Here is a 25,566-nt window from a genome sequence, read left to right on the forward strand (position 1 = left end):
CCTCCTTCAGTAATAGGGTTTAGTGTATCGATACAGCGAACGCCCGTTTCCAGCAATTTAAATGGTCTTGGCTTTTCTTTATGGGCTTTGATAGGTACTTTTACCGGCCATTTCTGCACCATGGTCACTGATACCGAATTGCCTTCTTTGTCTTCAATAACGGCGATTTCGTCATCAACGGTATATTCACCTTCACCTGCAACTGATTTAACGGTATAGGTGCCTTCAAGTTTGAACGGTACCATTATGCGGTGAGGCATTCCGTTTTCTTGCACTTCGCCCAACCAGTCACCGGCAATTACTTCAGCCCCTTCTCAGCCAGCGGTTCAAAACTCCATTTCTTTTTACGGTCGAGCGGATCGGTGTAGTCTCCACGTTTCAGGAATACCCCTTCCATTTTGTCCAGATCGTTCTGCAAACCATCGTAGTTGCGCGAGAGCATTCCGGGGCCGAGATTTACTTCCAGCATGTGTCCTTCAAAATCGACCTTGCTGCCGGGGCGTAATCCCCGGGTACTTTCAAATACCTGCACATAGGCCTGTTTTCCGGTCACTTTAATGACTTCTGCCATTAATCGCTCCTGGCCGTGGGAGATGAAGCAAATTTCATTTTGCGCCACCGGGCCGTCCACATCCACCACTACCAGGTTGGCAATGATTCCGGAAACTGTTCCGGTTGTCTTATCGTTTTTTTCCATAGGTCAATGTGTATTCTTCGGGGAATTCAAATCCCGACTTCAATTCACTAAATAATTTTTCAAACATCTCACGGCCTTTTTCCGGATCCAGATGAATCCAGCGCTCTGCAATAAATAACTTTTGTAAAAAAGCCAGTACTTTTTCTACCGTAAAATAGTTGAAGAAAGTAGCTTCTTCAATAAAGTTCCATTTGAGTACGTCGAGTTTGAGTTCGCGGTCGGTGAGATTGTCAATTTCAAAAATCTGAAGAATGTCCTCTATATGTTCCACTTCCGATTTAAGTCCGAAGTCTCTGGAACGGCTTTTTTTGAGCGCATCCGTTACTTCGTCGTTTCCGATGAGTGCCTGCTCATATTTTAGTTCATATTTCCGACCATTGAGAGCGGTCAGCACGTTGGCTGTGTCTTGCTGATATTTGGCCAGCTGCCGGACAAATTCATTGGAATGATTCCGAAGGTGCTCATAGTATTCTGCACTTAACTGGCGGGCTGCGTCCACTCTGCTGTCGGGCGCTTCTTCGTCATGCATGGCAAGTACAAAGTCGGAAAGATAGGTTGGAAATATATCTAAATCTGCCGTGTGGGCCAGTTTTCGATCTGCCAGAGGTTCCATCTCTTCCTTACTGAAGTTTCCTCGCGTGTCCCACTCTTTATCATCTTCAAAAAAGAGATTGAGAAGATTTTCGTGGTCAAACGGGAGATAAAATAATTTCAGTAAAGCATGGTCATTGGGAGCTAACTCGTCTTCCATCATTTCCCTGAAATCGGTAGAGGAAAAAGAGAGTTTCTTCTCCTCGGGTATGAGATCAGGTAATCCGGCAACAAGATAATAGTAACCTTTCGACATGTTTATTTCTTTTCAAAGAGTAATTCGGTAGATTTTGGGCGCAGATAGGTCTTAAAGAAATTGGTGAAATCCTCATCAGTGAAGCTGATGACGTAGCCGCCTTCAGCAGGCCCCACTTTAAAACCAGATTTCATATTCTTGGCAAATGAGAGTTTGAGCCCTTTGTTCAGGTGACTGGCAAGTTGATTTTTGAAATGGTCTTCCATCTCTTTGCGCTGGCTTTCCGGAAGAACCACCTCAAGATCCTTGCTCTCTTTTTTTATCCAGCCGTCAACGACTTTGACCACCAAATCGCCCAGATATTTCTTGTCGGAGAATAACTCTTTGGTTTTGGGCTCAATGGCCTCCAGGGTTACCAGTTTCGAGATGTCTTGCTTTAGGGCAGCCATAGATTGTTCAAGAGCCATCTTCATTTCCGATTCTATGTGTTTTTTTGTTTCCCCGGCTTTCTTTTCCGCCTCCTCTAATTTTTGCTCAGCTTTCTTTTTGGCCTCTTTTTCTATGGCCGATGCCTTTTCTCGTGCCTCTTTTAGAATGGCTTCTGCCTCCTTGTTTGCTTTCTGGACCCCCTCGTTATAAATCTTTTCGGTTAGGTCCTGAAGTTTTTTGGTCATAGTTTCAAATTTTATGGTGAAGAAACGACTTTTGTTCTGATTTTTAATTCCTCTAAAATAGGATATTTACCAATATCAAACAAACCCGTCTAATAGGGGTATTTTTGGTTTTTCATGTAAGGGTAATTGGTAAGTGTTTGCGCGATAAGCATTTGCAAGGAGCAGGATTGCTGGATATGTAAAGGTAAGCATTTAATGCAAATTTACTGAGGTGTCGGAAATTGAAGCTGAATTGATTCTTCCAACTTTGGATATGAAAAACGCCTTATACCGGGAGTTGGCATAAGGCGCTTCTTGTTTTTTGAAATAATGAAATTTTACAAAACCTTAACAAAAATTCAAGGAATTAAGAGGTTCCGATTTTCACATACTTAATGCGTATTTTTGGTGCAGGTGTTTCCTGATTGGTCGAATTTTTCAGGAGAACTTTCCAAGGATAAGATGCCGGATCGGGAGTGGAAATATAATAAGGGCCCCGCAAATCTTCCTTTTCAATCATCATTCTGAACGATTCCTGGTACATTCTGAAAGTATAAGTGCCGGTCTCTTTGTTGTAATCGCCACCTGAAAAGGCTGGCGACCATTTGCTGGTGTCTGTTAGGCTGTAATAGTATTTGGGCTGCAGGTATTGGTCATTTTCTTTTTTATAGAGTCTTAATGCCTGTGAAGCCGGAGAGAAAAAGGCTTCATCTGCATACTGGGCCACAGTGTCTGCTTCGAAAATAAAATCCACCGCACTAATGCCATAATACTCGCCGTTTTCTTCTGTTTTTATTTTTTCTTCCCAGTAGGTGAAAAGGTTTATTTGTTCGCCTTCTTCATTGAGCACGTTTACATCATTAAAGTCAATCTCAACCATGCTGCCCGTCATTCCCTGAACTACGAGGTGTTCAGTTTCCGGATCGTTAAAAGTAATTTTATTCTGAGTATCGTGACTGAAACGATTAATGCGAACGCACTCAAGATTGATGGGGAAAGTATAAGAGGTATGAATTGTCGTATCCACCTCATTCGCATTATCGGTGGTGTCAATTACATTGTATGAATAATACATCCTCATGTTTGAAAGCGCATCGGTAAGACTAAATTCAACCAATGAACCCTGGGACTCTGCGTCGGCAAGAGTGGATTTGATAAATAATCCTCCAAAAACTTCTCTGAACATCTTGCGGTCAACCATAATAGAATCAGGGAGATTGAAAACCTCGGTGGCCAGCGCATCGTCCAGTTTAAATTGCCATTGATTGGTGTATTTGTTTGCTACCCAGGTGGTATCTGCCAATCCGTCATTTGCGCTTTGAATGACAGAGGCTAAGGGAGTTTCGTCATATAAGCCCTCTACGGGCATGTCAGAATAATACGTATTTGTCATCGATAAAGGACTGTTGAAGCGATGAATGCTCACTTGGTGTTTTGCATCCTCATCACCTATCCACCACTCTTTTACATAGGCCAGATTGAGTACAAGAGAATCCACATAATACTCTCTCACTTCACTGCTTTTGTTAAGACTGCCAATCCTCTCTCCCAGGTTAATTTCGGTAATAAAAGATGCTTCGGTATTTCCCGTAAAAGGATCATTTAAAGTGCCCAGAATGGCATAACTGGCATCGTTTGACTGTAATTTGACCGGATTATAGTTTTGGCCCTTCAGGAATGAAACTTCATCGGTTCCGGTAAAGAGATCTTCTGTGGGCAGAACATCCAGCCCCAGGGTTCCTGATTCATCTTTACAGGACGAAAAAAAAGCAAGTGTTGCCAGAATGAGGGGCAGATATTGCCGGAGACTTCTTTTGTTCAGCATAAAAATCCAGTCTGTTTTGATCGTTTTAATTAATCAGATATTACAATTGATCGTAAAACTCGTTGTAAGCATCCATGTATTTGTCTTCGGTCTGATATTCAAGAAAGGGTTTGCCGGAATCTTTTATGTACTGTTCAATCTCCGGGTTGATGTTTTCTGATCCTTTAATGATACCATCTGAATTGTCAATTGCCAGCTTTGTGAGATTAACAAAATTAGCGGGTTCAAGAACCTTCAGATCAGCATCCGAAATGCCTTCGAGTTTTGCTTTTTCCTTGATTTTGGAATCCAGGTCGTTACTGAAATCATCATCAAAAACAGAATAAACGACTTTCGACCCTGTGAAATAAGGGTCGTCATTCATTGTTTTCTTGATGTACAGTGGTGCCAGGGCAGTAAACCAACCCTGACAGTGAACTACATTCGGTGCCCATCTAAGTTTTTTGGTCGTTTCCAATACTCCGCGGGCAAAAAAGATAATGCGTTCATCGTTATCTTCAAATTCCTTGCCATCATCGTCTACAATGGTGTTTTTTCTTGAAAAATAATCTTCATTGTCGATAAAATAAACCTGCATGCGGGCTGCTTGTATAGAAGCTACCTTGATGATCAGCGGGTGGTCGGTGTCGTCAATGATCAGGTTCATGCCCGAAAGACGTATTACTTCATGAAGTTGATTGCGTCGTTCATTGATGTTGCCAAAACGTGGCATGAATGTTCTGATTTGTTTTCCTCTTTCCTGAATTCCCTGAGGTAAGCTCCTGCAAAGTACCGACATTGAGTTTTCGGGCAGGTACGGGGTAATTTCCTGTGAGATGAACAAGACCTTGTTATTTTCCATTTTTTCAAGGATATATTAAGATAAATATTTTACAAAAGTACAAAAAATATGCTATCCCCCCAAAGTTGTTTATTGTGTATGATTCGCTTTTGTGTTGGTTTTCAGTGAAACACGGTTTAATTTTATCGTGGTTGAAGCCCGGGGATTGTTTTGTGCTTTTTTAGGTTGATAATTATTATTTAATTTGCCTCGTTTTTTGAAAACCTTCCCGGTTTAGACTTTTATCTTTTCGGGATAGAAATTAAATGAGGTGGATTATTGAATGTTATGGAACTGATAAAAACAAGGCAGGAACTGGATGACCGAAGAAGTCAGCTCAGAAAGGAAAACAAATCAGTAGGTTTTGTGCCAACTATGGGGGCTTTACATCAGGGGCATTTGTCGTTGGTCGAAGCTGCCGGAAAGCATTGTGATGTGGTGGTGGTTAGTATATTTGTAAACCCCACACAATTTAATGACCCCGGTGACCTTGAGCGGTACCCCAGAGACTTGGAGAAAGACATGCAACTTTTGGAAAATACACCGTGTGAACTTCTGTTCGCCCCATCTGTTAAGGAAGTATATCCGGAGTCTGATACCAGAACTTTTGATTTTGGACAATTGGACAGGGTGATGGAAGGGAAGCATCGGCCGGGGCATTTCAACGGAGTTGCACAGGTGGTGAGCAGGCTTTTTGAAATGGTGGGGCCACATAAGGCTTTTTTCGGACAGAAAGATTTTCAACAACTGGCTATTATTCGCGAAATGGTACGTCAGATGAATTTTGGTACTGAAATTGTTGCATGTTCCATTATTCGGGAGCCCGACGGCCTTGCTATGAGCAGCAGGAACACTCTTTTAACAAAAAAACACAGAAAAAGTGCTCCGCTGATAGCCAAAACTTTATCGGAATCTTGTAATTTTGTGCCGTCAAAAAGTGTTGCCGATACAAAAGCATTTGTTCTCAAGCACATTGAACAGGATGAAAACCTGATTCCTGAGTATTTTGAAATCGTGAATGGGGATACTCTGCAATCGGTTGACAGCTGGGAGGAAAGCCCTTATATTGTTGGGTGTATTGCTGTTTTTGCAGGAAATGTAAGGTTGATTGACAATATTATTTATAAAAACTGCGCTAAATGAGATGGGCTTTACCGAAGCTCATTTATTAAGTGTTCTTGACTATGAAAAAGGTGTTTTAAACTGATTAATTCATAAAGTTTTTGTTATGAGATGTTCAAATATCATGAAATACAGCAACCGCAAATAAAATTGGAGAAGGAAATAATGAATTATTTTCAATCCAGTCTTATAGAGGACGGTTGTATCTGGTAGGTAATTGGACATCGGAATAGATAATTTGCGAATTATTCAGGCTAAATTCTTTCAATAAAGGTTGAAGGTGGAAACACCGGTTTTGGAAAATGAGTGAAAAATTGGTATTTTTCTGATTAAGGGGATGGTTGTTTATTTCCGACAGTGGAAGATAAATTTCCATTTTGACCCGATTAAGTAAACTGAATTCAGATGAACGTTGAGGTTGTTAAATCTAAACTGCACAATGTAACGGTTACCGAAGCCAATCTTAATTATGTTGGCAGCATTACCATCGATGCCGAATTGATGGAGGCTTCCAATATTATTGAGAATGAGAAGGTTCAGGTGGTGAATAATAATAATGGAGAGCGCCTGGAAACCTATGTAATCAAAGGTGAGCCCGGTTCAGGAGTGATTTGCCTGAACGGTGCTGCTGCCCGAAAAGTGGCTGTTGGTGATATTGTTATTATTATCACTTATGCTTCTATGCCGTTCGAAGAGGCTAAAGCTTATAAGCCTGTGTTCATCTTTCCGGACACGGCAACCAATAAGCTGATTTGAGTGTTTAATCTTTTTTTAGAATATGTAACCCCGGGGAACCGGGGTTTTTTATTTTAATCAGTGGATGCCGGGAAAATTGTATTTCTGAAATGTAAGGGAAAATCTTTAAGTTTGTTAAAAACTAAATGAAGCATGGCCAAAACTAAAACCGTTTTTGTTTGTCAAAATTGTGGTGCTGAATCGCCCAAATGGGTGGGCAAATGTTATGCTTGTGGCGAATGGAATACTTATGTGGAAGAGATTTCCATTACCGGAAGAACAAAAGACAGGCGTTTGTCGCTCTCGCTTGGAAATGACAAGCAAAAACCGGTGGCGGTTTCTTCTGTTACCGTGAATGATATTCCCCGAATCGATACCGGAATTGTCGAACTCAACAGAGTACTAGGAGGAGGAATGGTTCCTGGTTCTCTGGTACTTCTTGGGGGGGAGCCGGGCATCGGAAAATCTACACTGGTGTTGCAGATGGCCATGAAGCTCAATAGCAGGAAAATTTTGTATGTTTCAGGCGAAGAAAGTCCTCAGCAGATTAAGCTTCGTGCTGACAGGTTAAGCGATTTGAATGGTGATCATTGTTTGTTGGTAGGAGAAACTTCCCTTGAGCAGATTTTGGTGCACATAGAAAATGAAAATCCGGGCTTTGTGGTTATTGACAGTATTCAGACTATGGAACGGGAAACTATTGAGTCGGCCCCGGGGAGTGTTTCTCAAATCCGGGAGTGTACTGCATCTATTCTAAAAGTAGCTAAAGAGAAAAATATACCGGTGCTGTTGATCGGACACATCAATAAGGAAGGTAATCTGGCCGGACCAAAAGTTCTGGAGCATATTGTAGATGTGGTTCTGCAGTTTGAGGGGGACCGGCAGTACATGTATCGAATTCTGAGGGCGGTCAAGAATCGTTTTGGTTCTACTTCTGAGATCGGGATTTTTGAGATGCAAAGTGATGGGCTTAGAGAGGTGAGTAACCCTTCTGAGATGCTGTTGGCCCAGCATGAGGAGGATATGAGTGGTATTGCCATTTCGGCAGCCATGGAAGGTATCCGCCCTTTTATGATAGAAGTACAGGCCTTGGCAAGCACTGCAGCCTATGGAACCCCGCAGCGTTCTTCCACAGGTTTCGATCTTAGAAGATTGAATATGTTGCTTGCAGTTCTGGAGAAGCGTGCCGGCTTCAAACTGGCGGCAAAAGATGTGTTTCTGAATATTGCAGGAGGACTTAAGGTTAGCGATCCAGCTATTGATTTGGCTGTAGTGACCTCTGTTTTATCCTCCAATACGGATTTAACTGTTCCTCGTGGGGTTTGCCTGACCGGGGAAGTAGGATTGTCAGGAGAAATCAGACCTGTAACCCGGATAGAGCAACGCGTGAGCGAAGCGGAAAAACTGGGGTTTAAATCCATCGTTGTGCCCCGCTATAACAGGGGCTTTAACCCGGATAATTATGGCATTAAGGTGGTGCAGGCCTCCAAAATAGAGGAGGCCTTCCGTTTTCTTTTTACGTAATGATTAAAAGAATTCATCCTGAGGGACAATGGTGTCCCCGCCCTCAAGTGGCTCCTCTCCGGCAGTAATGTTTTCGTCCGGGCAATTAAGATTGATGTTGAAGTTCACCGGTTCCTCAAAAGTATCTTCCTGTGTGATTGGAATTTCTTCGTTAGCGTAAACTTCTTTCATGTAAAGCGCCCATACAGGCAAAGCGGTATTGGCACCCTGGCCCAAATGGATGTTGTCGAAATGAATGTCCCGGTCTTCTCCTCCGACCCAGACACCTGTAACCAGGTTCGGGGTAATTCCCATAAACCATCCATCAGAGTGATTCTGGGTAGTGCCCGTCTTTCCTCCTATCTGAGCATCAAACTGATATCTGAACCGAAGTCTTATGCCGGTCCCCTGGTTCACAACCCCTTCCAAAAGATTGATCATCAGATAGGCCGTTTCTTCACTAATAACCTCCTTTTTTCGGGGTGAAAAATTTCCAATAACATTTCCATAACGATCTTCGATTCGGGTCACCATTAATGGTTCCACATGCACCCCTTTGTTGGCATAGGTACAATATCCGGCAACCAGTTCATCCAGTCCAAACTCGGGAACTCCCAGCACGATAGATGGTACCGGATCCATAGGACTTTGAATGCCCAAATCATGAATGATACTGACTACGGCCTCAGGATTGAACTGTTTCAATATCCATGCAGTAATGTTGTTGTTCGAGTTGGCCAAACCCCACTTTAAGGAGACCATTTCACCTTCTCTGGTGGAGCTTGAGTTTCGGGGCGTCCAGGTTTGCCCGGTAATCAGATTAAAAGTTTGGGGAATGTTTGGGGCCATATCGCATGGCGTTAAGCCTTCCTGCATGGCAAGTGTGTAAACAAAAGGTTTTATCGTAGAACCCACCTGACGTTTCCCCTGAGATACCATGTCGTACTTAAAATGTTGGTAGTTAGGGCCACCTATGTAGGCTTTCACATGGCCCGACTGCGGATCTATAGATAATAAACTTGCCCTTAAAAAGGACTTGTAATAATGGAGGGAATCTAGAGGAGACATCACCGTATCTACATTGCCCTGCCAGGTGAAAACCTCCATCTCAACGGGTTCTTTAAATGCCTGCCGGATCGAATCTTCTGAAAAGCCTGCCCTCTGCAAATTCCGGTATCGGTCGGAGTTCTTCATTGCCCGGGTGATGATACTTTCATACTGTTCCTGTGATATCCTATTTGAAAAAGGGGCTCTGGTGCGACCTTCTTTTTCTTTGAAAAACTGAGGTTGAATTTCTTCTCCGATATGTTGCTTAACTGCATTTTCTGCATAAATCTGAAGACGGCTGTCGATAGTTGTATAGATTTTAAGCCCGTCGCTGTAGATGTTGTATTTTGTTCCGTCGGCTTTCAGATTTTTGTTGGTCCACCCAAAAAGGGGATCTTCCAACCAGGCAATACTATCTTCAATAAATTGCTGTTCCTGCCATGAAGAATAATTCTCTCTTTCAGGTTTTTCAGCTGCAAGTTTTAATCTTAGATGCTCTCTAAAGTAAGGGGCAAGTCCATGAATGTGGTCATCGCGCTGAAACTGAATGTTTAACGGAACGGTTTTCAGGCTGTCAAAGTCTTCCTGCGTGATATGGTTAGCCTTGCGCATCTGAGAAAGTACAATATTGCGTCTGTTTTGTGTGATGTCCGGTCTTCTCAATGGGTTGTAGAGCGAAGGATTTTGCAACATGCCAATCAATGTGGCGGCTTCTTCAACTCTGATGGAATCCATTGATTTACTGAAAAACGTGTGGGCCGCAGATTCAATCCCATAAGCTCCATAAATGAAGGGGGCTTTGTTGAGATACATAGTCAGAATTTCCTGTTTGGTATAGCTGCGTTCCAACTTCACTGCTATCACCCATTCTTTTAGTTTCTGAAGACTTCTTTGCCATAAATTTCTGGCAGGGTCATGAAACAGCAGTTTTGCCAGCTGCTGGGTAATGGTACTACCACCTCCGGAACTTTCCTCACCCATGATGATGGTCCGGAAAAGTACCCTGGCCAATCCCCGGGGATCTATTCCCGAATGCTTGTAGAATCTGATGTCTTCGGTGGATATTAGTGCATTAATAACATTTTCGTTGAGTTCTTCGTAAGTAACGTTGGTTCTGTTTTCATGAAAAAACTTTCCCAGAACTTCCTGATCCGAAGAGTAAAGGATTGTGGCAAGACTGCTTTTTGGGTTTTCCAGTTCTTCAAAACTGGGCATGAAACCTAAGGCACCTTTGGAAATCATGAAGAAGAGAAGAGCCACCACCAGCACAGTTCCAATGAGAATGCCGTATAACCAGCGTAAAGCCTTTTTAAATAGATCTTGTTCCATCAGATATTTAATTATTTATTCTGAAGTAATACCAGGTTGAGCCGTATTGCTTACAAAATTTATTCCGTTTTTATTGAGTGTAAAAGTACGAAAAAAGACGGAATCATATAGTAGAGTAATGAGCATGGGGCTTCAATTTTTAAATTCGCTACAAAACCTGATCCGAATTTTTATCGGGAAGGATATCAATGAAAGACCGCCAGGTTCTTCCGAAGCATCGGAAACTAATAATCTGGAATAGTTTTATACTGAGGAAACGGGCATGGCAAAGGTTGCAACAACATGAACATGTATAAATCTCTCATGCGACTTCCTTAAGGTCTGGAAAATTAATTATATGCTGATGAAATATTTATTTTTGATTAAGTTGCCTGTAAATCAAGTGTATAGATTGCCTTTTGCTTAGGGGTCGGTTAATTAAGCTTGATTGCTGTTAACAATATTTTATAAATTTGGCCCCAAGTTTTATTATAATATATCGCATTAGAACCAAATAATCGAAGATGGCGAAAAAAGAGAAGACAACCCAAGAGAACCTAGTTATTGTAGAGTCGCCTGCAAAGGCCAAGACCATTGAGAAGTTTTTAGGAAAGGATTTTTTGGTGAAATCGAGTTTTGGTCATATACGTGATTTGGCGAAGAAAGATTTTGGAATTGATTTGAAAAATAATTACCAGCCACAATATGTGGTGTCGGAAGATAAAAAGGAGGTGGTTAGAGAATTGAAGGCTTTGGCAAAAGGCGTTCGCACAGTATGGCTTGCTTCCGATGAAGACCGTGAAGGAGAGGCTATAGCCTGGCACCTTAGCGAAGTTCTGGAGTTGTCGCAAGATAAAACCCGGAGAATTGTATTCCATGAAATCACGAAGGATGCTATTCTCAGAGCTATTGAATCGCCCCGGGATATCGATAACAATCTTGTAAATGCTCAGCAGGCAAGAAGAGTGTTGGATCGGTTGGTGGGATTCGAGCTTTCTCCGGTTTTGTGGAAAAAAGTTAAACCTTCTTTGTCCGCTGGTCGCGTTCAGTCTGTTGCTGTTAGGCTTCTGGTTGAAAGAGAGAGAGAGATTTTTGATTTTAAAGCGGAGTCAGCATTCCGTGTCTCTGCTATATTTATCATTAGCGACGGCGATAAAAAAAGTGACTTTAAGGCTGAATTGAATCATCGGTTTAAAACAGCGGAGGAAGCAAAGGATTTTCTGAATATTTGTGCGGATGCTGAATTTGGGGTGAACTCGGTTGTTAAAAAACCAACAACCAAAACTCCGGCTGCCCCTTTTACAACCTCCACTCTTCAACAAGAGGCTGCACGCAAACTTGGATTCAGCGTAGGGCAAACAATGTCTGTTGCACAAAGACTCTATGAGGCCGGAAAAATTACGTATATGAGAACTGATTCGGTTAATCTGGCGAAATCGGCTGTTAGTGCTGTGGCTTCGTCAATAGAATCGGAGTTCGGCGAGGAGTACGTTAAAGTTCGTCAGTATAAGACAAAATCCAAGGGTGCTCAGGAGGCTCACGAGGCTATTCGCCCCACCTATCCGGATAAAGCGAAGGTGTCGGGTTCGGCACAGGAACAGAAATTGTACGAATTAATCTACAAGCGTACGAAAGCATCTCAAATGAGTGATGCGTTAATCGAGAAGACTACCGTAAACATCAGTGTGAATAATGAAAAATATCAGTTTGTAGCCACAGGTGAGGTGGTAAAGTTTGATGGTTTTCTGAAAGTATATATTGAATCATCGGATCAGGAGGAAGATGAAGAATCGGCAACCTTTTTGCCTGCTATGAAAGAGAATGATGTGGTTTCGCTTAAAAAGCTGGAATCGCGTCAGCGTTTTTCCCAAAAACCACCAAGGTATTCCGAAGCAAGTCTGGTTCGGAAACTGGAAGAGTTGGGTATTGGACGTCCTTCAACTTATGCACCAACCATTAGTACCATTCAACAACGTGGATATGTGGTGAAAGAAGACAGGCCCGGTACGCCCAGACCTTACCAGCTTCTTTGGCTGGAAAAAGGAGCTGTTAGGCAGGAAGAGAAGACTGAGATGGCCAATGCAGAGAGAAATAAACTCTTTCCCACTGATATTGCAATGGTTGTTAATGATTTTCTTATCAGCTATTTCCCTAATGTGGTTAGTTATGACTTTACCGCAAGAGTGGAACAGGAGTTTGATGAGATAGCTCTGGGGAATATTGAATGGCAGAAGGCTATCGATGAGTTCTATAAGCCATTTCACAATCAGGTGGAAGAAACTCTTGAAAAATCAGATCGTACCACCGGAGAAAGGATTCTTGGAACCGATCCAAAAACGGGCAAACCGATTAGCGTTAGAATTGGACGATTTGGTCCGATGGCACAATTGGGCAGTTCCGATGATGAGGAGAAGCCGCGTTATGCGCCACTAACACGGGAACAACATCTTGAAACCATTACTTTGGAAGATGCACTTAAATTATTTGATCTTCCCCGGGATCTTGGCGTTTATGAAGACAAAAAAGTGGTTGTGGGGGTTGGTCGCTTTGGCCCTTATGTGAGACACGACGGCAAGTTTGCTTCACTCAAAAAAGGGCTCGATGACCCTATGAGTATTGATTTGGACAGAGCTATTGAACTTATTGAAGAGAAACGCGAACGAGACAATAAAAAAACCATAAAGACGTTTGAAGAAGACAAGGATATTCAAGTCCTTAATGGTCGTTGGGGACCTTACATTAGTTACAAAAAGAAGAATTATAAGATTCCCAAAGATACAGAAGCCGCTTCTTTGAGCTTGGATGATTGTTTGAAGCTTGTAGAATCAGGGGACAAAACCAAAAATACAAAGAAGGGTAAAGGAATGAAGTCAACCAGTACAAAAAAGTCAACGAAAAGTACTTCGTCGGTCAAGAAAAAGAGTTCTGCTGCTTCTAAATCCAAAAGTAAAACAAAATAGTTTTCTGCCTGTCTGCGAAACAGGATTAAGAAAAAACCAGAAAGAGCCGGAGTGGATGTTAATAACTATATTGAACCTGTAAAGCCTAACTGGATTTCCTATCCGGGAATTTCGGATGACGAAACCGTTGGGAAACAGATAGGCTGGTTTGACGGAACTGCTGACTGGTTGAGGAATGAAAAATTTGATATTGCTATTCTTGGAGTGCCTGAGGTTCGAAATAGTCTTAGATCTGTGTCGGATAGAGCACCTGACCTCATTCGCAGATGGTTGTATGGGATGAGAGCTGTCTCCTCAGGCGAGAGGATAGCAGATTTGGGAAATGTTAAGGGCAACAGTCTTAATGATCGCTACTTTGCAGTTAATGAGGTGGTAACTTATCTGGAACAGAGAGGCGTTGTTGTATTGGTACTTGGCGGATCGCAGGACCTGACTGTTCCGATCTGCGGTTTTTGCCTTAAAAAAGAAAGAGGACTGAATTTGGCGGTGGTGGATGCATTTATTGATGTTCATCCACGAAACGAAGATTATTCAGAAAGTGCTTTTTTGAATAAACTGGTTGCCGATTTTGGAGCGAAGAATATAGAAGATATTAATATTTTGGGCTGTCAGACTTATTATTGCAGTGAAGAGCAGGAGCAGTTTTTGGCGAACAATCATTTTCGTCTGGTACGGTTAAAAGATCTCCGGGATGAAAAAATTGGCTCTGTGGAAGTTTTGCTTCGACAAACAGAGGTGGTGAGTTTTGACTTTTCTGCGATAAAAGCGCAGCCGGTTTTACCAGAGGAGAATTCCATGCCAAACGGATTTTCTGAACAGGAAGCATGCAGGATCTTTTGGTATGTGGGGGCTTCCGATGGTTTAAAAATTGCAGGCCTTTTTAATTTTCCTCCGCCAAAAAAGGATGGAAGCAATCAGGGGCCCCTGGCAGCACAAATGTGTTGGCATTTCCTGGAGGGACGCAGCGCACGGAGTGGAGATTATCCGGTAAGACCAATTCATGATTATGAGTTAAAGGTTGTTTACATCGATGAGTTCGACACGACCTTGAAATTTTTTCACAATCCGGAGAATAACCGATGGTGGATTATGGCTCCTTCTGAAGGGGGTGAGCGGCTGGTATCTTGTGAGGAAACGGATTATCAAACGGCCATAAACAAAGAACTGCCAGCTTTGTGGTGGCACTATTTTATTAAAAATAAAGAGAATGGAAATAAATAAAGGATTAATTTTAGTTTCTCATTGAAAAACGAAACCTTTACCTTCCAAATATAGTATATGGATTTAGCATTTTGCGTAGATAATATACGTTCTGTTGATGTTTGCAAGGGCCAGTTGATTAAGCGTTTATTGGTTTTGCGAGGAGTTAGGGGTAAAGCTGTTTCCCCTATTTTTAACAAAATAAAAAGTAGGAGTTTTGTTTTTTTTCTTTTATTTTGCATTTCCTCGGGACTTTACGCCCAGTTTGACCCCATGTTTAGTCAGAACATGTTTAATCCGCTAAATTCAAATCCCGGATATGCCGGGAATAGTGGGAAAATGAACGTGGTTTTGATGAATCGAAATCAATGGACGGGTTTGGAAGGCGCACCAGTTACAACGGTGGCAGGTGCTGATGCAGCCCTTAATATATTTGGGAAAAAAGCAGGGGTTGGACTTGAGGTGATGAACGATGACATAGGCCTTTTTAACAACTTGATGATAAGGCTTTCTCTTGCCCGCCGTTATTTGTTGGGCGAAGGAGAATTAGGTGTTGGAATTTCAGCCGGCATCCTTAGTCAGAGTTTTGATGGTACGGGAACTTTTATTCCCGAAAGTGATTACCATCAAGCCAATGACCCGTTTGTGCCTACCGAGAAGGTTAGTGGTTTTGCTCCCGACTTTGGATTAGGAGCTTTTTATCAGGGAGTTGAGTGGTATGCAGGAGTTGGGTTGCAACATTTATTTTCCCCTGAACCAAACTTTCAGGATGAGTTTTACGTATATGTGCACCGTTCCTTGTTTTTAACCGGTGGATATTTGATAAACCTGGAAGAGCGAAATTTTGACTTAGAACCTTCGTTCTTTTTCAGACAAGGAGGAGGAAGCTGGCAGGCAGATTTGAATTTGAATATCCATTTCAGGAATAAGTATTGGGCCGGACTGACTTACAGAGTTCAGGATGCAATAGTTTTACTGGCCGGGATTAATTTAAATAACGGGATTAGAGCCGGATACAGTTACGATATTACAACATCGAAACTATCAAGTGCCGGGAGTAAAGGTTCGCACGAAATTATGCTGGGTTACTCATTTGATTTGAATATCAACAAGAAGCAGAAAAGATATAAGAGTGTCAGATTTTTGTAGAAAATTAAGAACAAAATAGATTATCCGAAATACTATGAAGAAAGTACTTGCCCTGAGTGTCATCGTAGTCACAGTTTTAAGCGGATGTGGTAAATCCGGCGGCGGAGAGTTAGTCGGAGTTTCCCGGAAAGCGGCTTTTTATGAGCCTGATCCTTATGGTATGCTTTTTATACCACAAGGCAGTTTTAATATGGGCCCCGCCGATGAAGACATCGCTTATACTATGAACTCCCAGAAGCGGACGATGTCTGTGCCGTCATTCTGGATGGACGAAACCGAGATTACAAACTCCGAGTATCGTCAGTTTGTTTTTTGGGTTCGTGATTCACTGGCTCGCCGTTTATTAGGCGAACAGTTTGAAGAGTTCATTATTGCTGAAGATGAATTTGGAAATCCGATTGATCCGCCATTTCTTAACTGGGATGAGCCTATCGATTGGCAAAACGAAGAGTATGCAGCAATTCTGGAAGAAATGTTTCTGCCCGAAAATGAACGGTTTTTCCGTCGTAAGGAGGTTGATTCCAGAAAGTTGGTTTATGATTATCAGTGGGTAGATCTTCAGCAGGCTGCCAAAAAGACCAACAGGTATAATTATGAGACCAAGGAGTATGAAGGAATGGTTTACGACAAGGATGGACAGGAGCGTGAAATAAATGACCGTTCTGCTTTTATTATGAGCGACCAGGTTCTTGTTTATCCGGATACCCTTGTTTGGGTAGCCGATTTTACTTATTCCTTTAATGAACCATTGACTGAAAAGTACTTCTGGCACCCTGGTTTTGATGAATATCCTGTAGTCGGGGTTACATGGAAACAGGCTACTGCTTTTGCTATATGGCGTACTAATCTTCTCAATGACTACCTAATAAGTAAAGGGGAGCCCGTTGTTAGCAATTACCGTTTGCCCAGCGAATCGGAATGGGAATATGCTGCCCGTGGAGGACTTGACCAAAACAAATATCCCTGGGGTGGTTATTACACACGTAACAATCAAGGTTGTTTCCTTGCAAACTTCAAACCCTTGCGTGGAAGATATGGCGATGATGGAGGCATGTACACTATGTCAGTAGCCAATTTTGCACCCAATGATTTTGGTCTGTTTGATATGGCCGGAAACGTTGCAGAGTGGACATCAAGTGCTTATGATGAATCTTCTTACGGATTTATGCATGACATGAGTCCTACATATAAGTATAATGCCCGTCCTGAAGATCCCGAAGTGATGAAACGAAAAGTAATTCGTGGAGGTTCATGGAAAGATATCGGGTATTATTTGCAGAACGGTATTCGAACTTATGAATACCAGGATTCTTCAAAATCATATATCGGTTTCCGATGTGTACGTGATTTTATTGGAGGTTAATTTTAGGGTTGGAAAAGAAAAAATATAGTTATGGGTCTTTCGGAATTTGTACAGAGTCCTGCCTATAAAAAGGTAATGGGCAAAGTTTACGGATGGGGTGCTGCACTTGTACTTGCTGGTGCCTTGTTCAAAATTCAGCACTATCCTTTTGCCGGGCCAATGCTTCTTGTTGGAATGGGAACCGAGATTGTAATTTTCTTCCTGTCGGCATTTGAACCACCTCACGAGATGCCCGACTGGAGTTTGGTTTATCCTGAACTTGTTGGATTAGAATCCAGCGACGATAGGCGTAGAGGTGGTGGTTCCGGTGGTGGCGGAAGTGACCTTGCAGCACTTATTGAAAGCGGAACTCTCGAACCAGATGTTGTTGAAAAATTAAGTCAGGGTATAAAAAGATTGTCAGCAACCACCGGACAGTTGTCTGATTTGAGTGATGCTTCGCTGGCAACGGAAAGCTATTTGCAAAGCATGAAAATGGCATCTGAATCGGTTTCAAAACTTGCCAATTCTCAATCAAAGAGTGTTCAAGAGTTGGATGCTCTTAGCTCCAGCTACAACCAGGCGGCTCATAAGATTTCTGAAGGTGGCCAGCAGTTGGCAGATGGAATGGTTTCGGCAGGAAGTAACCTGGTTAAAGATATTGAATCTTCGGGACAGGCACTGGTGAACTCCTATCAGGGGTTAAGTAAATCCATGAATGAAAATGCAGGCCAACTTGCTACCAACTCAGAAAGTTATAAAGAACAACTTAGTGAAGCCAACAAACAATTGGCCGCAATCAACTCTGTTTATGAAATGCAATTAAAGGGCATTACCGAACAAATGGAGGCCTCTAAGGGTGTAACCAACCAATTGGGCGATATTAATCAGCAGTTCCAGAAATCTGTTGAGGATGCCAGAACTTATCAGGAAGAACTTGGTAAGTTGAATCAGAGCATCAGTGAACTCAATACAATTTATGGTAATATGCTTAGCGCCATGAATATGGGGAGTAAACAAAAATAAACCAGGAAGTAATAACCTTAAAGACCTTTTTGTGATATGAGTGGTGGTAACTGTCCTGAAACGCCGAGACAAAAGATGATCGGAATGATGTATCTTTTTCTGACGGCTATGTTGGCTCTCAATGTCTCTGGAGAACTTTTGCAGGCTTTTCAGCTTGTGGATAGTAGTATCAGGAAAACCATCGAAACGATGGAAAATAGAAACAGCCTTTTGTATTCTGATTTTGCAAGCGCTTATGCAACAAATGAAACAAAGGTTAGAGATCAGTATCAAAACGCACTTAAAGTTCAATCAGAGGCCGATAGCCTGTTCAGGCATATTCAGGATCTTAAAACGCTTATTGTACAGACAGCAGACGGGCCGGAGGCAACTCCTACTAATTTTACCTCGCTTGACAATCAGGATATTGCCGCACAGTTGATGATTACGGAAAGAGGTGGGGCCAGAAGTAAGGAGTTGAAAGAGCATCTTATGCATTACCGTGATGTGTTGAGGGAGATGGTTAACCCTGCAGATACAGCTCTTCTAAATGCCCTGGATCGAACACTGACTCCAAAAGATCCACCAAGATCTGAGGGAGAAGCCCGCAGCTGGGAAAGTGAAAAGTTTGAACATTTACCGATGTCTGCTGTAATGGCATTAATGAGTCAGCTTCAGAGTGAAGTTAGAAATATGGAATCAGACATGGTACGGTATTTATATGCCAAGATTGATGAAGGTTCCTTTAAATTTAATAGCGTTGAGGCGATTGTAATACCTCGCTCGGAGTATGTTATCAGAGGTGATGAATATTACGCCGAGATTATGCTTGCAGCAAGGGATACCACCCAACCTCCTATTGTAACAGTAAACGGAGAAGAGTTGCCGATTCAGCATGGAAGAGGAATATTGAGGATTCCTGCTACATCTACCGGCGAAAAAGAGTGGAGTGGTGAAATAGCTGTTATGGGGCCTGATGGGACTTATACACGGCGAAATGTTTCACGTTCCTATTTGGTTTCTCAGCCTGGAGTGGTTATTTCTCCAACTAAAATGAACGTTTTTTATGTTGGGGTGGAAAATCCTGTTGAGGTTTCTGTTCCGGGTGTGCCTAGTGAAAACCTTAATGTTAGAATCACCAATGCACGTTATAGAAAAGTCCGTGGGAATGAATATTCTGTTTCTCCAAATGCTAATTCGGCAGGGAAAGAGGCTATCGTAACTGTAAGTGCCAATCTTAACGGGCAAACACAAAGCCTCGGAAGCCAGCCGTTTCGTATAAAACGAGTACCTGACCCTGTTGCAACTGTTGCAGGTGTGCGTGGTGGAGGCATCGGCAAAAATCTTCTGTTGGCACAGAGAGCCGTTATTGCAAAGATGGACAATTTTGATTTTGACTTAAAATTTAATATTACCAATTTCAGAATCTCCACAATCAGAGACGGATATCTCCAGTTTGTGGATAGTGAGAGTGGTGTGATTACGACTGAACAAAAGGATTTGATTCGAAGTGTGGGTGTTGGAGGTGTTGTTTTGTTTAACAACATTCAGGCCAAAGGGCCGGATGGATCTACACGGGACTTGGGTTCTATCAGTTTTACAGTTCAATAGAAATTTGAATAGAAAAAATATCTTACGATGAGAAAACAGCTTCTTATATTGATTTTGATTGGAGCTTTTGGGTTTAGTGCTCTGAATCTTTCGGCTCAAAGGAATGAGGATAATCTTCCTATTGACGGGTTGTTTGAAAAGCAACATGTGGTTAACAGAAAACCTGTGCCATATCCCAGTATCCGGGAAGCTGATGTGCTGTGGGCAAAGAAAATCTGGAGGATTATTGATCTTCGTGAGAAAATGAACCTGCCACTTTATTATCCCACCACTCCCATGGATGACCGTTATAGCCTGATAGACTTAATGCTTAAGGGAGTTATTGGTGAAGCCGGTGACGGTGTTCTTGGAGATATTACTGCATTTTCAGCTTTCTCAGAAGATGAGTTTAAGGTTCCTTTGGAAAGCGAAGATGATATCCTGAAAACGCTTGGTGCCGGAACCAGACCTGTAATGATTGAACAGGAAGATGGCACAATGCGGGAACAGATGGTAGTCGAAGGAGCCAAAACCTATGAGGTGAAGCAGATTATGGTGAAAGAGATTTGGTATTTTGACCGTAATTATTCCCGTCTGGATGTCCGTATTCTGGGTTTGTGCCCTATCCGTGAGTATGTTGACGATGATATGGGGGAAGCTGCTGGTGCAGAAGGAGGTATTGTTAAGAACAAGGCGTTTTGGGTGTACTTCCCCGAAGTTCGTGATCTTTTTGCTCAGTACGAAGTATTTAATCCTATGAACGATGCTCAACGAAGAAGCTTTGATGATATCTTTATTAAAAGATACTTTGGAAGTTATATCGTACAGGAAGCCAACGTTTTTGATAATCGAACTGTGGAGTCTTACACCGTTGGTAAAGAGGCTGTGCTGGAATCAAAACGTATTGAGAATGAAATTTTTCAATGGGAGCATGATCTTTGGAAATTTTAAATATTATCTCATTATAAGCAACAAAAAAACCCGGATTTTTAGTCCGGGTTTTTTTGTTTATAATCATGATTGTCCAGAGAAACTTATTTCTTGAAAAAAAGATTACTTCGCTTTGCTCGCAATGCAGCAATCTTAATCATTTAAACGGACATCAATGATTTATAATTTTGTTTATTCTTTTCCGAACTCAGTCTTTATGTCGTTTGTGAATTGACGTATTTGTTGCTCATTTTCTTTTGGGCAGATGAGTAGAGCATCTCCGGAATCGACTACAATATAATTCGATAAACCCTGAATAACGGCAACCTTTTCCTCCGGAACATTAACAATTGATTCATCCGTGTCATACAGGAGTATTTTCCCTTTGATGACAGCATTTCCTTTTTTGTCCTGTGCCGAATATTCATAAAGAGAGGACCATGTTCCCAGGTCTGACCATCCAAAGTTTACGGTCTCCACGTAAACTTTGTCCGCCTTCTCCATGATACCGTAATCAATAGAAATATTTTTGCATTCGGAATATATATCAGTAATTTGTTTTTCTTCTACGGAGGGAATTGTTTTTAAGGGGTCAAAGAGCTGTTTAACCTCTTTCAAATGGTTCTCAAATGATTGATTGATTGTTTTGAGAGACCATAGGAATATTCCTGAATTCCAGAAAAATTCTCCACTCTCAAAAAATACCTTGGCCAGTTCGGCATTGGGCTTTTCGGTAAAAGTCTTGACCTTTTTTATGATTTCGCCGTTGCCGTTATCCGAACCAGTCTGAATATATCCATAACCTGTTTCCGGACGATGAGGCTTAATGCCGAGCGTCAGTAACGCTTCATTGGCATCCACGAAATCAAGTCCCTGATTAATTGCTTTGTGGAATTCTGTTTCATTAATTATCAGGTGGTCGGCAGGTGTTACCACGATATTGGCATCAGGATTTCTCTCTTCAATCCACTTGTTTGCAAAAGCAATGCATGGAGCCGTATTTCTTCTAAAAGGTTCTGTGAGTACCTGCTCGGGTTTCAATTCCGGAAGTTGCTCTAAAACCATTTTACTGTAGTCACCACTGGTAACAACAATAATGTTTTCCGTTGGACAAATAGGCGAAAAGCGGTCAAATGTCTGACGAAGAAGACTTTTCCCTGTTCCCAGAATGTCAAGAAACTGTTTGGGAGTTTCTGTTTTGCTCAGGGGCCAAAAACGGCTCCCAATTCCACCTGCCATGATGACACAAAATGTGTTGGTTTTCATTTTTTTACTTCTTTGATGTTAACAATTGAAATTCAATTGATAAAGGTTATATTTTAATAATCATTCACTTTTCTTTTTTTCATTCCACTAAATTAGTTACTATTTTTAAGAAAATTTTCAACCATGGCTTTTTTATACCAAACAGGTCGATATTTTCTTTTCTTGAGGAGGGTATTTGGGCGTCCGGTGAAACATCGGATTTTTTTAAGACAAATTATTGATGAAATTGATGACCTGGGCGTAGGCTCACTTGGCATTGTGATCATCATTTCCTTTTTTATCGGGGCGGTAATCACTTTGCAAACAGCTTATAATATTGAGATGCCCATTATTCCCAAATACACTGTCGGACTGGCTGCCCGTGATACTATATTGCTCGAATTTTCTTCTACCATTGTTTCGTTAATTCTGGCCGGGAAAGTGGGGTCTCATATCGCCTCGGAAATCGGCACAATGCGTGTTACCGAGCAGATAGATGCACTGGACGTCATGGGGATTAACTCAGCCAGTTACCTGGTTTTGCCCAAGGTCGTTGCCATGATCTTCATTAATCCATTTTTAGTCATGATAAGTATGGGGGTTGGCATTGGAGGCGGATGGATTGCGGGAACTTTCACAGGGGTAGTACCATCGGCTGAGTATATCTATGGGATTCAGTATGGCTTTATTCCATTTTATGTGGTTTATTCACTCCTTAAATCAGTGGTGTTTGGCTTTCTGATTGCGACCATATCTGGATATTGGGGGTATTATACCACCGGAGGCTCTCTGGAAGTAGGACGATCGAGCACACGTGCAGTTGTTGTAAGCAGTGTTCAGATCCTTTTGTTTAACCTGATTATAACACAATTATTATTAGCATGATAGAAGTAAAAAACGTTTGCAAATCTTTTGAAGAGAATGATGTGCTAAAGAATGTGTCAGGGGTGTTCGAAGCCGGCAAGACAAATCTGATTATTGGCCAGAGCGGATCCGGCAAAACCGTGCTGCTGAAAATAATTGTTGGATTGCATGAGGTGGATCAGGGTGAGATTTTCTATGACGGTCGCAGTTTTACCGGGATGCATGGGAAAGCACGGAAAGAGATCCGTAAGGAAATGGGTATGCTTTTCCAGGGGAGTGCCCTTTTTGATTCAAAGACAGTGGAAGAAAATGTTCGGTTCCCGTTGGATATGTTTTCAGATATGTCAATGAGTGATCGTATTGAGCGAGCCAATTTTTGCCTGAAACGTGTCCATCTTGACAATGTCAATCATTTGTATCCTGCCGAAATTAGTGGAGGTATGCAAAAAAGGGTGGCCATTGCCCGCGCCATTGCCCTCAATCCAAAATATCTTTTTTGTGATGAGCCCAATTCAGGATTGGACCCGCGAACCTCTATTGTTATTGATGATCTTATTCATGAAATTACTAAAGAGTACAATATGACCACCATCGTAAACACCCATGATATGAATTCTGTAATGGGCATAGGCGAAAAGATTGTTTTTATTGCTGAAGGCGAAAAATGCTGGGAAGGAACTAATGAAGACATTCTCAAATCTGACAATACCCGGTTAAATGATTTTATTTTTGCATCCAAATTTTTAAAACAATTAAGGGCCGGAAATTAAAGATAATTCCGACCCTTTGATTGTTCCTTATGCTTTTATTGTCTGATAATAAGCTTAGTTGGTAAAGTCAGGGTTTTGTTGATTGTCCTGTCTGTTGTAATAGAAATTTATCACCAGTGACTAACGACTAAAAACCTTTCATATTCCCGGCAACTCATCAACAGAAATCCACATTTTTGACCTGTTTGGATAAAGTTTCTGCCTTAATTTATCAGCTTTTCGCAATAATGAATTTGCTGATTTTACAACACCTGCATTTTGATCGTAGTAAGAAGTCTGCCCTGTGATTTGTGATATCGCCTCAGACATAAATCTTTCTCTGTGATGTCCGAGTTCGTTTTCCGGATAGTTGTAAAAGTCATCCATTAATTCGTAATCGGGAATAAGGCCTTGAGAATAATCAATGTCGTCGAGTGCATTGATGGAGCGCATGATAATGGGTTGCATAGCCCAATCGTGCTTCTCTTCGTCAGATATGGTAATGGAAGCGTAGTACTTCCCGTGGGTTTGGGTACCTATCTGTACCACCTCCATGTAAGGGGAAAGGCCGTAAATAATCATCTCGCTTGCCGAGGCTGTTGATTCGGTAGTGAATACATAAAGTTTGTTGATGTTAAGGTTGTTCTCGTGCTCGGAGAATTTACGCAAAAAGAAGTCAGGCGTATAGTCCGGTTCACTTTTTATGTCATTGGTAATGTCAGTGTTGTATACACTCTTGATAAAAGTTCTACCATCATTTCCGGGAGGAACCAACATATTTCCAAGAAGTTCTGCTGAAGAAACTGCGCCTCCACCATTGTAGCGTAAGTCGAGAATCATATCCGTAACTCCGGCATCTTTGAATTCCCGAATTACGGTTTCCAGCTCCTGATTGTAATCAAAAATGAAAGAAGTGTACGCCAGGTATCCGATTTTATGCCCCAACGTGTCAATGATATTGGTTTTTACAATGGGGTTCAGACTTAATTCAATCGCTTCAACAGGGATGGTGGGATTAAGGTCTGAGGTGCTTCCGTTTAGATTAATTTCACCCAGCGTGATTTCAAACATGGTTCTTCCCAATAGGTCAGAATAGTTTTCATCGGTAATCAGCAGACCGTCGATTTTAACAATTATATCCCCACGTTTAAGTCCGGCTTCTTCAGCCGGGGTGTCTGGATGTACATATTCTATTACTGCAATTACCTGGTTGGATGTCTGATTAAGATACATTAATTGAAGAGAGTATCCTGTGCTTTTTTCTACGCCTGAAAAATATTTTACCAAAGCCGGGTAGTCATCGGTTATAAAAGACCATCTGTCATCGGGTTTTTTTAAAAGTTTATCGAAGTAATCCGACGAATTCTCTTCTTTTTCCTGGTCAATATCGGGAATTTCATCGTTCCAAAAATAATAATACTCCATATTATTCTTGATGAAATTGTTTATCATCAATGTTTGTGGGTCGATTGATTCTTTCTCTTCTTCATTTTCTTCGACTACGGGTTCAACAATCTTATTTTCATCCTCTGAGCAATAGGTCAGGAAGACTATAGAAAACAAAGAAATGAATAACAAACTGAAAGGGTGTTTCATTTTTTTCATGAGATAATTATTGGTTCTAAAAAGTAATTCAGGGCTTAAATGAAAGTTGTTTTGTTGTAATTAATTTTTTTTCAGGGATTGGTGTGGTTAATGTCTGTTCGTGTTCCCCAATCTCGGTATTCTTATTAAGTGTTGTGTTTATAATTGTAAGACGATTAAAAATCAAATTTAGTGTTTTATTTGAAAAAAGCATTTTATCTGAAAACTCAATTCTCTCGTTTGTTTTTTATTCTTTCAGAAAATTGTTCTGGATGAAAAGCTTTTTATAAATAACCAGGTTAAATGCCATTACGGGAATGGGAATGGGTTTAATTAAGCAAATACCTTGCCCCTTTGTCTTGGTTTTCGATAAATATATAATTTATGAAGGCAAACGCAATCTGATGCTCAGCGGATTGACATTTTTTCACAAAATAGTTGAAAAAAAGGT

The 25,566-nt window shown here is 41.5% G+C and carries 19 protein-coding genes and 1 pseudogene; 12 read left to right on the forward strand and 8 right to left on the reverse strand.

The window, feature by feature from the left end; all coding sequences use genetic code 11:
• The 5 genes and pseudogenes from QZZ43_RS19590 to QZZ43_RS07130 all read right to left on the reverse strand — a co-directional run.
• Positions 1 to 697 (reverse strand): annotated as a pseudogene (locus tag QZZ43_RS19590) (V-type ATP synthase subunit A); the annotation flags it as partial.
• Entirely contained in the window at positions 681 to 1,544 is an 864-nt protein-coding gene (locus QZZ43_RS07115; protein WP_291857437.1) for a DUF2764 family protein, read from the reverse strand. The pseudogene QZZ43_RS19590 and the gene QZZ43_RS07115, both read right to left, overlap by 17 nt.
• 2 nt (positions 1,545 to 1,546) lie before the next feature.
• Positions 1,547 to 2,158, reverse strand: coding sequence for a V-type ATP synthase subunit E (locus QZZ43_RS07120; protein WP_291857439.1), 612 nt, complete (start codon positions 2,156 to 2,158; stop codon positions 1,547 to 1,549).
• A 346-nt stretch (positions 2,159 to 2,504) separates the two neighbouring features.
• On the reverse strand, positions 2,505 to 3,962 hold the full coding sequence (locus QZZ43_RS07125; RefSeq protein WP_291857441.1) for a DUF4270 family protein: 1,458 nt from the start codon (positions 3,960 to 3,962) through the stop codon (positions 2,505 to 2,507).
• 40 nt (positions 3,963 to 4,002) lie between these two features.
• Positions 4,003 to 4,803 carry a glycogen/starch synthase gene (locus tag QZZ43_RS07130; RefSeq protein ID WP_291857443.1) on the reverse strand — a complete coding sequence of 267 codons (801 nt, stop codon included), beginning with the start codon at positions 4,801 to 4,803 and terminating at the stop codon, positions 4,003 to 4,005.
• Positions 4,804 to 5,070: 267 nt separating this feature from the next.
• Here QZZ43_RS07130 and panC point away from each other — a divergent pair, with 267 nt between their 5' ends.
• The 3 genes from panC to radA all read left to right on the forward strand — a co-directional run bounded on the left by panC (position 5,071) and on the right by radA (position 8,163).
• Positions 5,071 to 5,925: a pantoate--beta-alanine ligase gene (gene panC / locus QZZ43_RS07135; protein WP_291857445.1), complete on the forward strand. Its 855-nt coding sequence runs from the start codon at positions 5,071 to 5,073 to the stop codon at positions 5,923 to 5,925.
• A 384-nt stretch (positions 5,926 to 6,309) separates the two neighbouring features.
• Entirely contained in the window at positions 6,310 to 6,660 is a 351-nt protein-coding gene (panD, locus tag QZZ43_RS07140; protein WP_291857446.1) for an aspartate 1-decarboxylase, read from the forward strand.
• A 132-nt stretch (positions 6,661 to 6,792) separates the two neighbouring features.
• Positions 6,793 to 8,163, forward strand: a complete 1,371-nt coding sequence (radA, locus tag QZZ43_RS07145; protein ID WP_291857448.1) for a DNA repair protein RadA — start codon at positions 6,793 to 6,795, stop codon at positions 8,161 to 8,163.
• A 3-nt stretch (positions 8,164 to 8,166) separates the two neighbouring features.
• Here the strand turns inward: radA and QZZ43_RS07150 are convergent, their stop codons facing one another.
• Positions 8,167 to 10,518, reverse strand: a complete 2,352-nt coding sequence (locus tag QZZ43_RS07150; protein WP_291857451.1) for a transglycosylase domain-containing protein — start codon at positions 10,516 to 10,518, stop codon at positions 8,167 to 8,169.
• A gap of 503 nt (positions 10,519 to 11,021) precedes the next feature.
• Here QZZ43_RS07150 and topA point away from each other — a divergent pair.
• The 7 genes from topA to gldN are packed head-to-tail and all read left to right on the forward strand — an operon-like array spanning position 11,022 to position 20,694.
• Positions 11,022 to 13,457: a type I DNA topoisomerase gene (topA, locus tag QZZ43_RS07155; protein ID WP_291857453.1), complete on the forward strand. Its 2,436-nt coding sequence runs from the start codon at positions 11,022 to 11,024 to the stop codon at positions 13,455 to 13,457.
• Positions 13,458 to 13,508: 51 nt separating this feature from the next.
• Positions 13,509 to 14,678, forward strand: a complete 1,170-nt coding sequence (locus QZZ43_RS07160) for an arginase family protein (RefSeq protein WP_291857455.1) — start codon at positions 13,509 to 13,511, stop codon at positions 14,676 to 14,678.
• A 57-nt stretch (positions 14,679 to 14,735) separates the two neighbouring features.
• On the forward strand, positions 14,736 to 15,806 hold the full coding sequence (locus QZZ43_RS07165) for a type IX secretion system membrane protein PorP/SprF (protein ID WP_291857457.1): 1,071 nt from the start codon (positions 14,736 to 14,738) through the stop codon (positions 15,804 to 15,806).
• Positions 15,807 to 15,840: 34 nt separating this feature from the next.
• On the forward strand, positions 15,841 to 17,169 hold the full coding sequence (locus tag QZZ43_RS07170) for an SUMF1/EgtB/PvdO family nonheme iron enzyme (protein WP_291857459.1): 1,329 nt from the start codon (positions 15,841 to 15,843) through the stop codon (positions 17,167 to 17,169).
• A 30-nt stretch (positions 17,170 to 17,199) separates the two neighbouring features.
• Complete coding sequence (gene gldL / locus QZZ43_RS07175) at positions 17,200 to 18,174, forward strand: gliding motility protein GldL (RefSeq protein WP_291857461.1); 975 nt, start codon at positions 17,200 to 17,202, stop codon at positions 18,172 to 18,174.
• Between the two features lie 36 nt (positions 18,175 to 18,210).
• Positions 18,211 to 19,764 (forward strand): gliding motility protein GldM, encoded by a 1,554-nt coding sequence (gldM, locus tag QZZ43_RS07180; protein WP_291857463.1) that lies wholly within the window; start codon positions 18,211 to 18,213, stop codon positions 19,762 to 19,764.
• Positions 19,765 to 19,791: 27 nt separating this feature from the next.
• Positions 19,792 to 20,694 carry a gliding motility protein GldN gene (gene gldN, locus QZZ43_RS07185; protein WP_291857465.1) on the forward strand — a complete coding sequence of 301 codons (903 nt, stop codon included), beginning with the start codon at positions 19,792 to 19,794 and terminating at the stop codon, positions 20,692 to 20,694.
• Positions 20,695 to 20,865: 171 nt separating this feature from the next.
• On the opposite strand, the gene QZZ43_RS07190 is transcribed toward gldN, so the two are convergent.
• The gene (locus QZZ43_RS07190; protein WP_291857467.1) at positions 20,866 to 21,939 is read right to left on the reverse strand and encodes a mannose-1-phosphate guanylyltransferase; all 1,074 of its coding nucleotides are present in this window, start codon (positions 21,937 to 21,939) and stop codon (positions 20,866 to 20,868) included.
• 123 nt (positions 21,940 to 22,062) lie between these two features.
• Here QZZ43_RS07190 and QZZ43_RS07195 point away from each other — a divergent pair, with 123 nt between their 5' ends.
• Positions 22,063 to 22,803, forward strand: coding sequence for an ABC transporter permease (locus tag QZZ43_RS07195; RefSeq protein ID WP_291857469.1), 741 nt, complete (start codon positions 22,063 to 22,065; stop codon positions 22,801 to 22,803).
• Complete coding sequence (locus QZZ43_RS07200; protein WP_291857471.1) at positions 22,800 to 23,552, forward strand: ABC transporter ATP-binding protein; 753 nt, start codon at positions 22,800 to 22,802, stop codon at positions 23,550 to 23,552. Before QZZ43_RS07195 ends, QZZ43_RS07200 begins: the two co-directional genes overlap by 4 nt.
• A gap of 138 nt (positions 23,553 to 23,690) precedes the next feature.
• Here QZZ43_RS07200 and QZZ43_RS07205 read toward each other — a convergent pair whose 3' ends face one another.
• Positions 23,691 to 25,127 carry a S41 family peptidase gene (locus tag QZZ43_RS07205; protein WP_291857473.1) on the reverse strand — a complete coding sequence of 479 codons (1,437 nt, stop codon included), beginning with the start codon at positions 25,125 to 25,127 and terminating at the stop codon, positions 23,691 to 23,693.
• Between the last annotated feature and the right edge of the window lie 439 nt (positions 25,128 to 25,566).

The organism is Marinilabilia sp., from assembly GCF_016278715.1.
Lineage (GTDB): Bacteria > Bacteroidota > Bacteroidia > Bacteroidales > Marinilabiliaceae > Marinilabilia.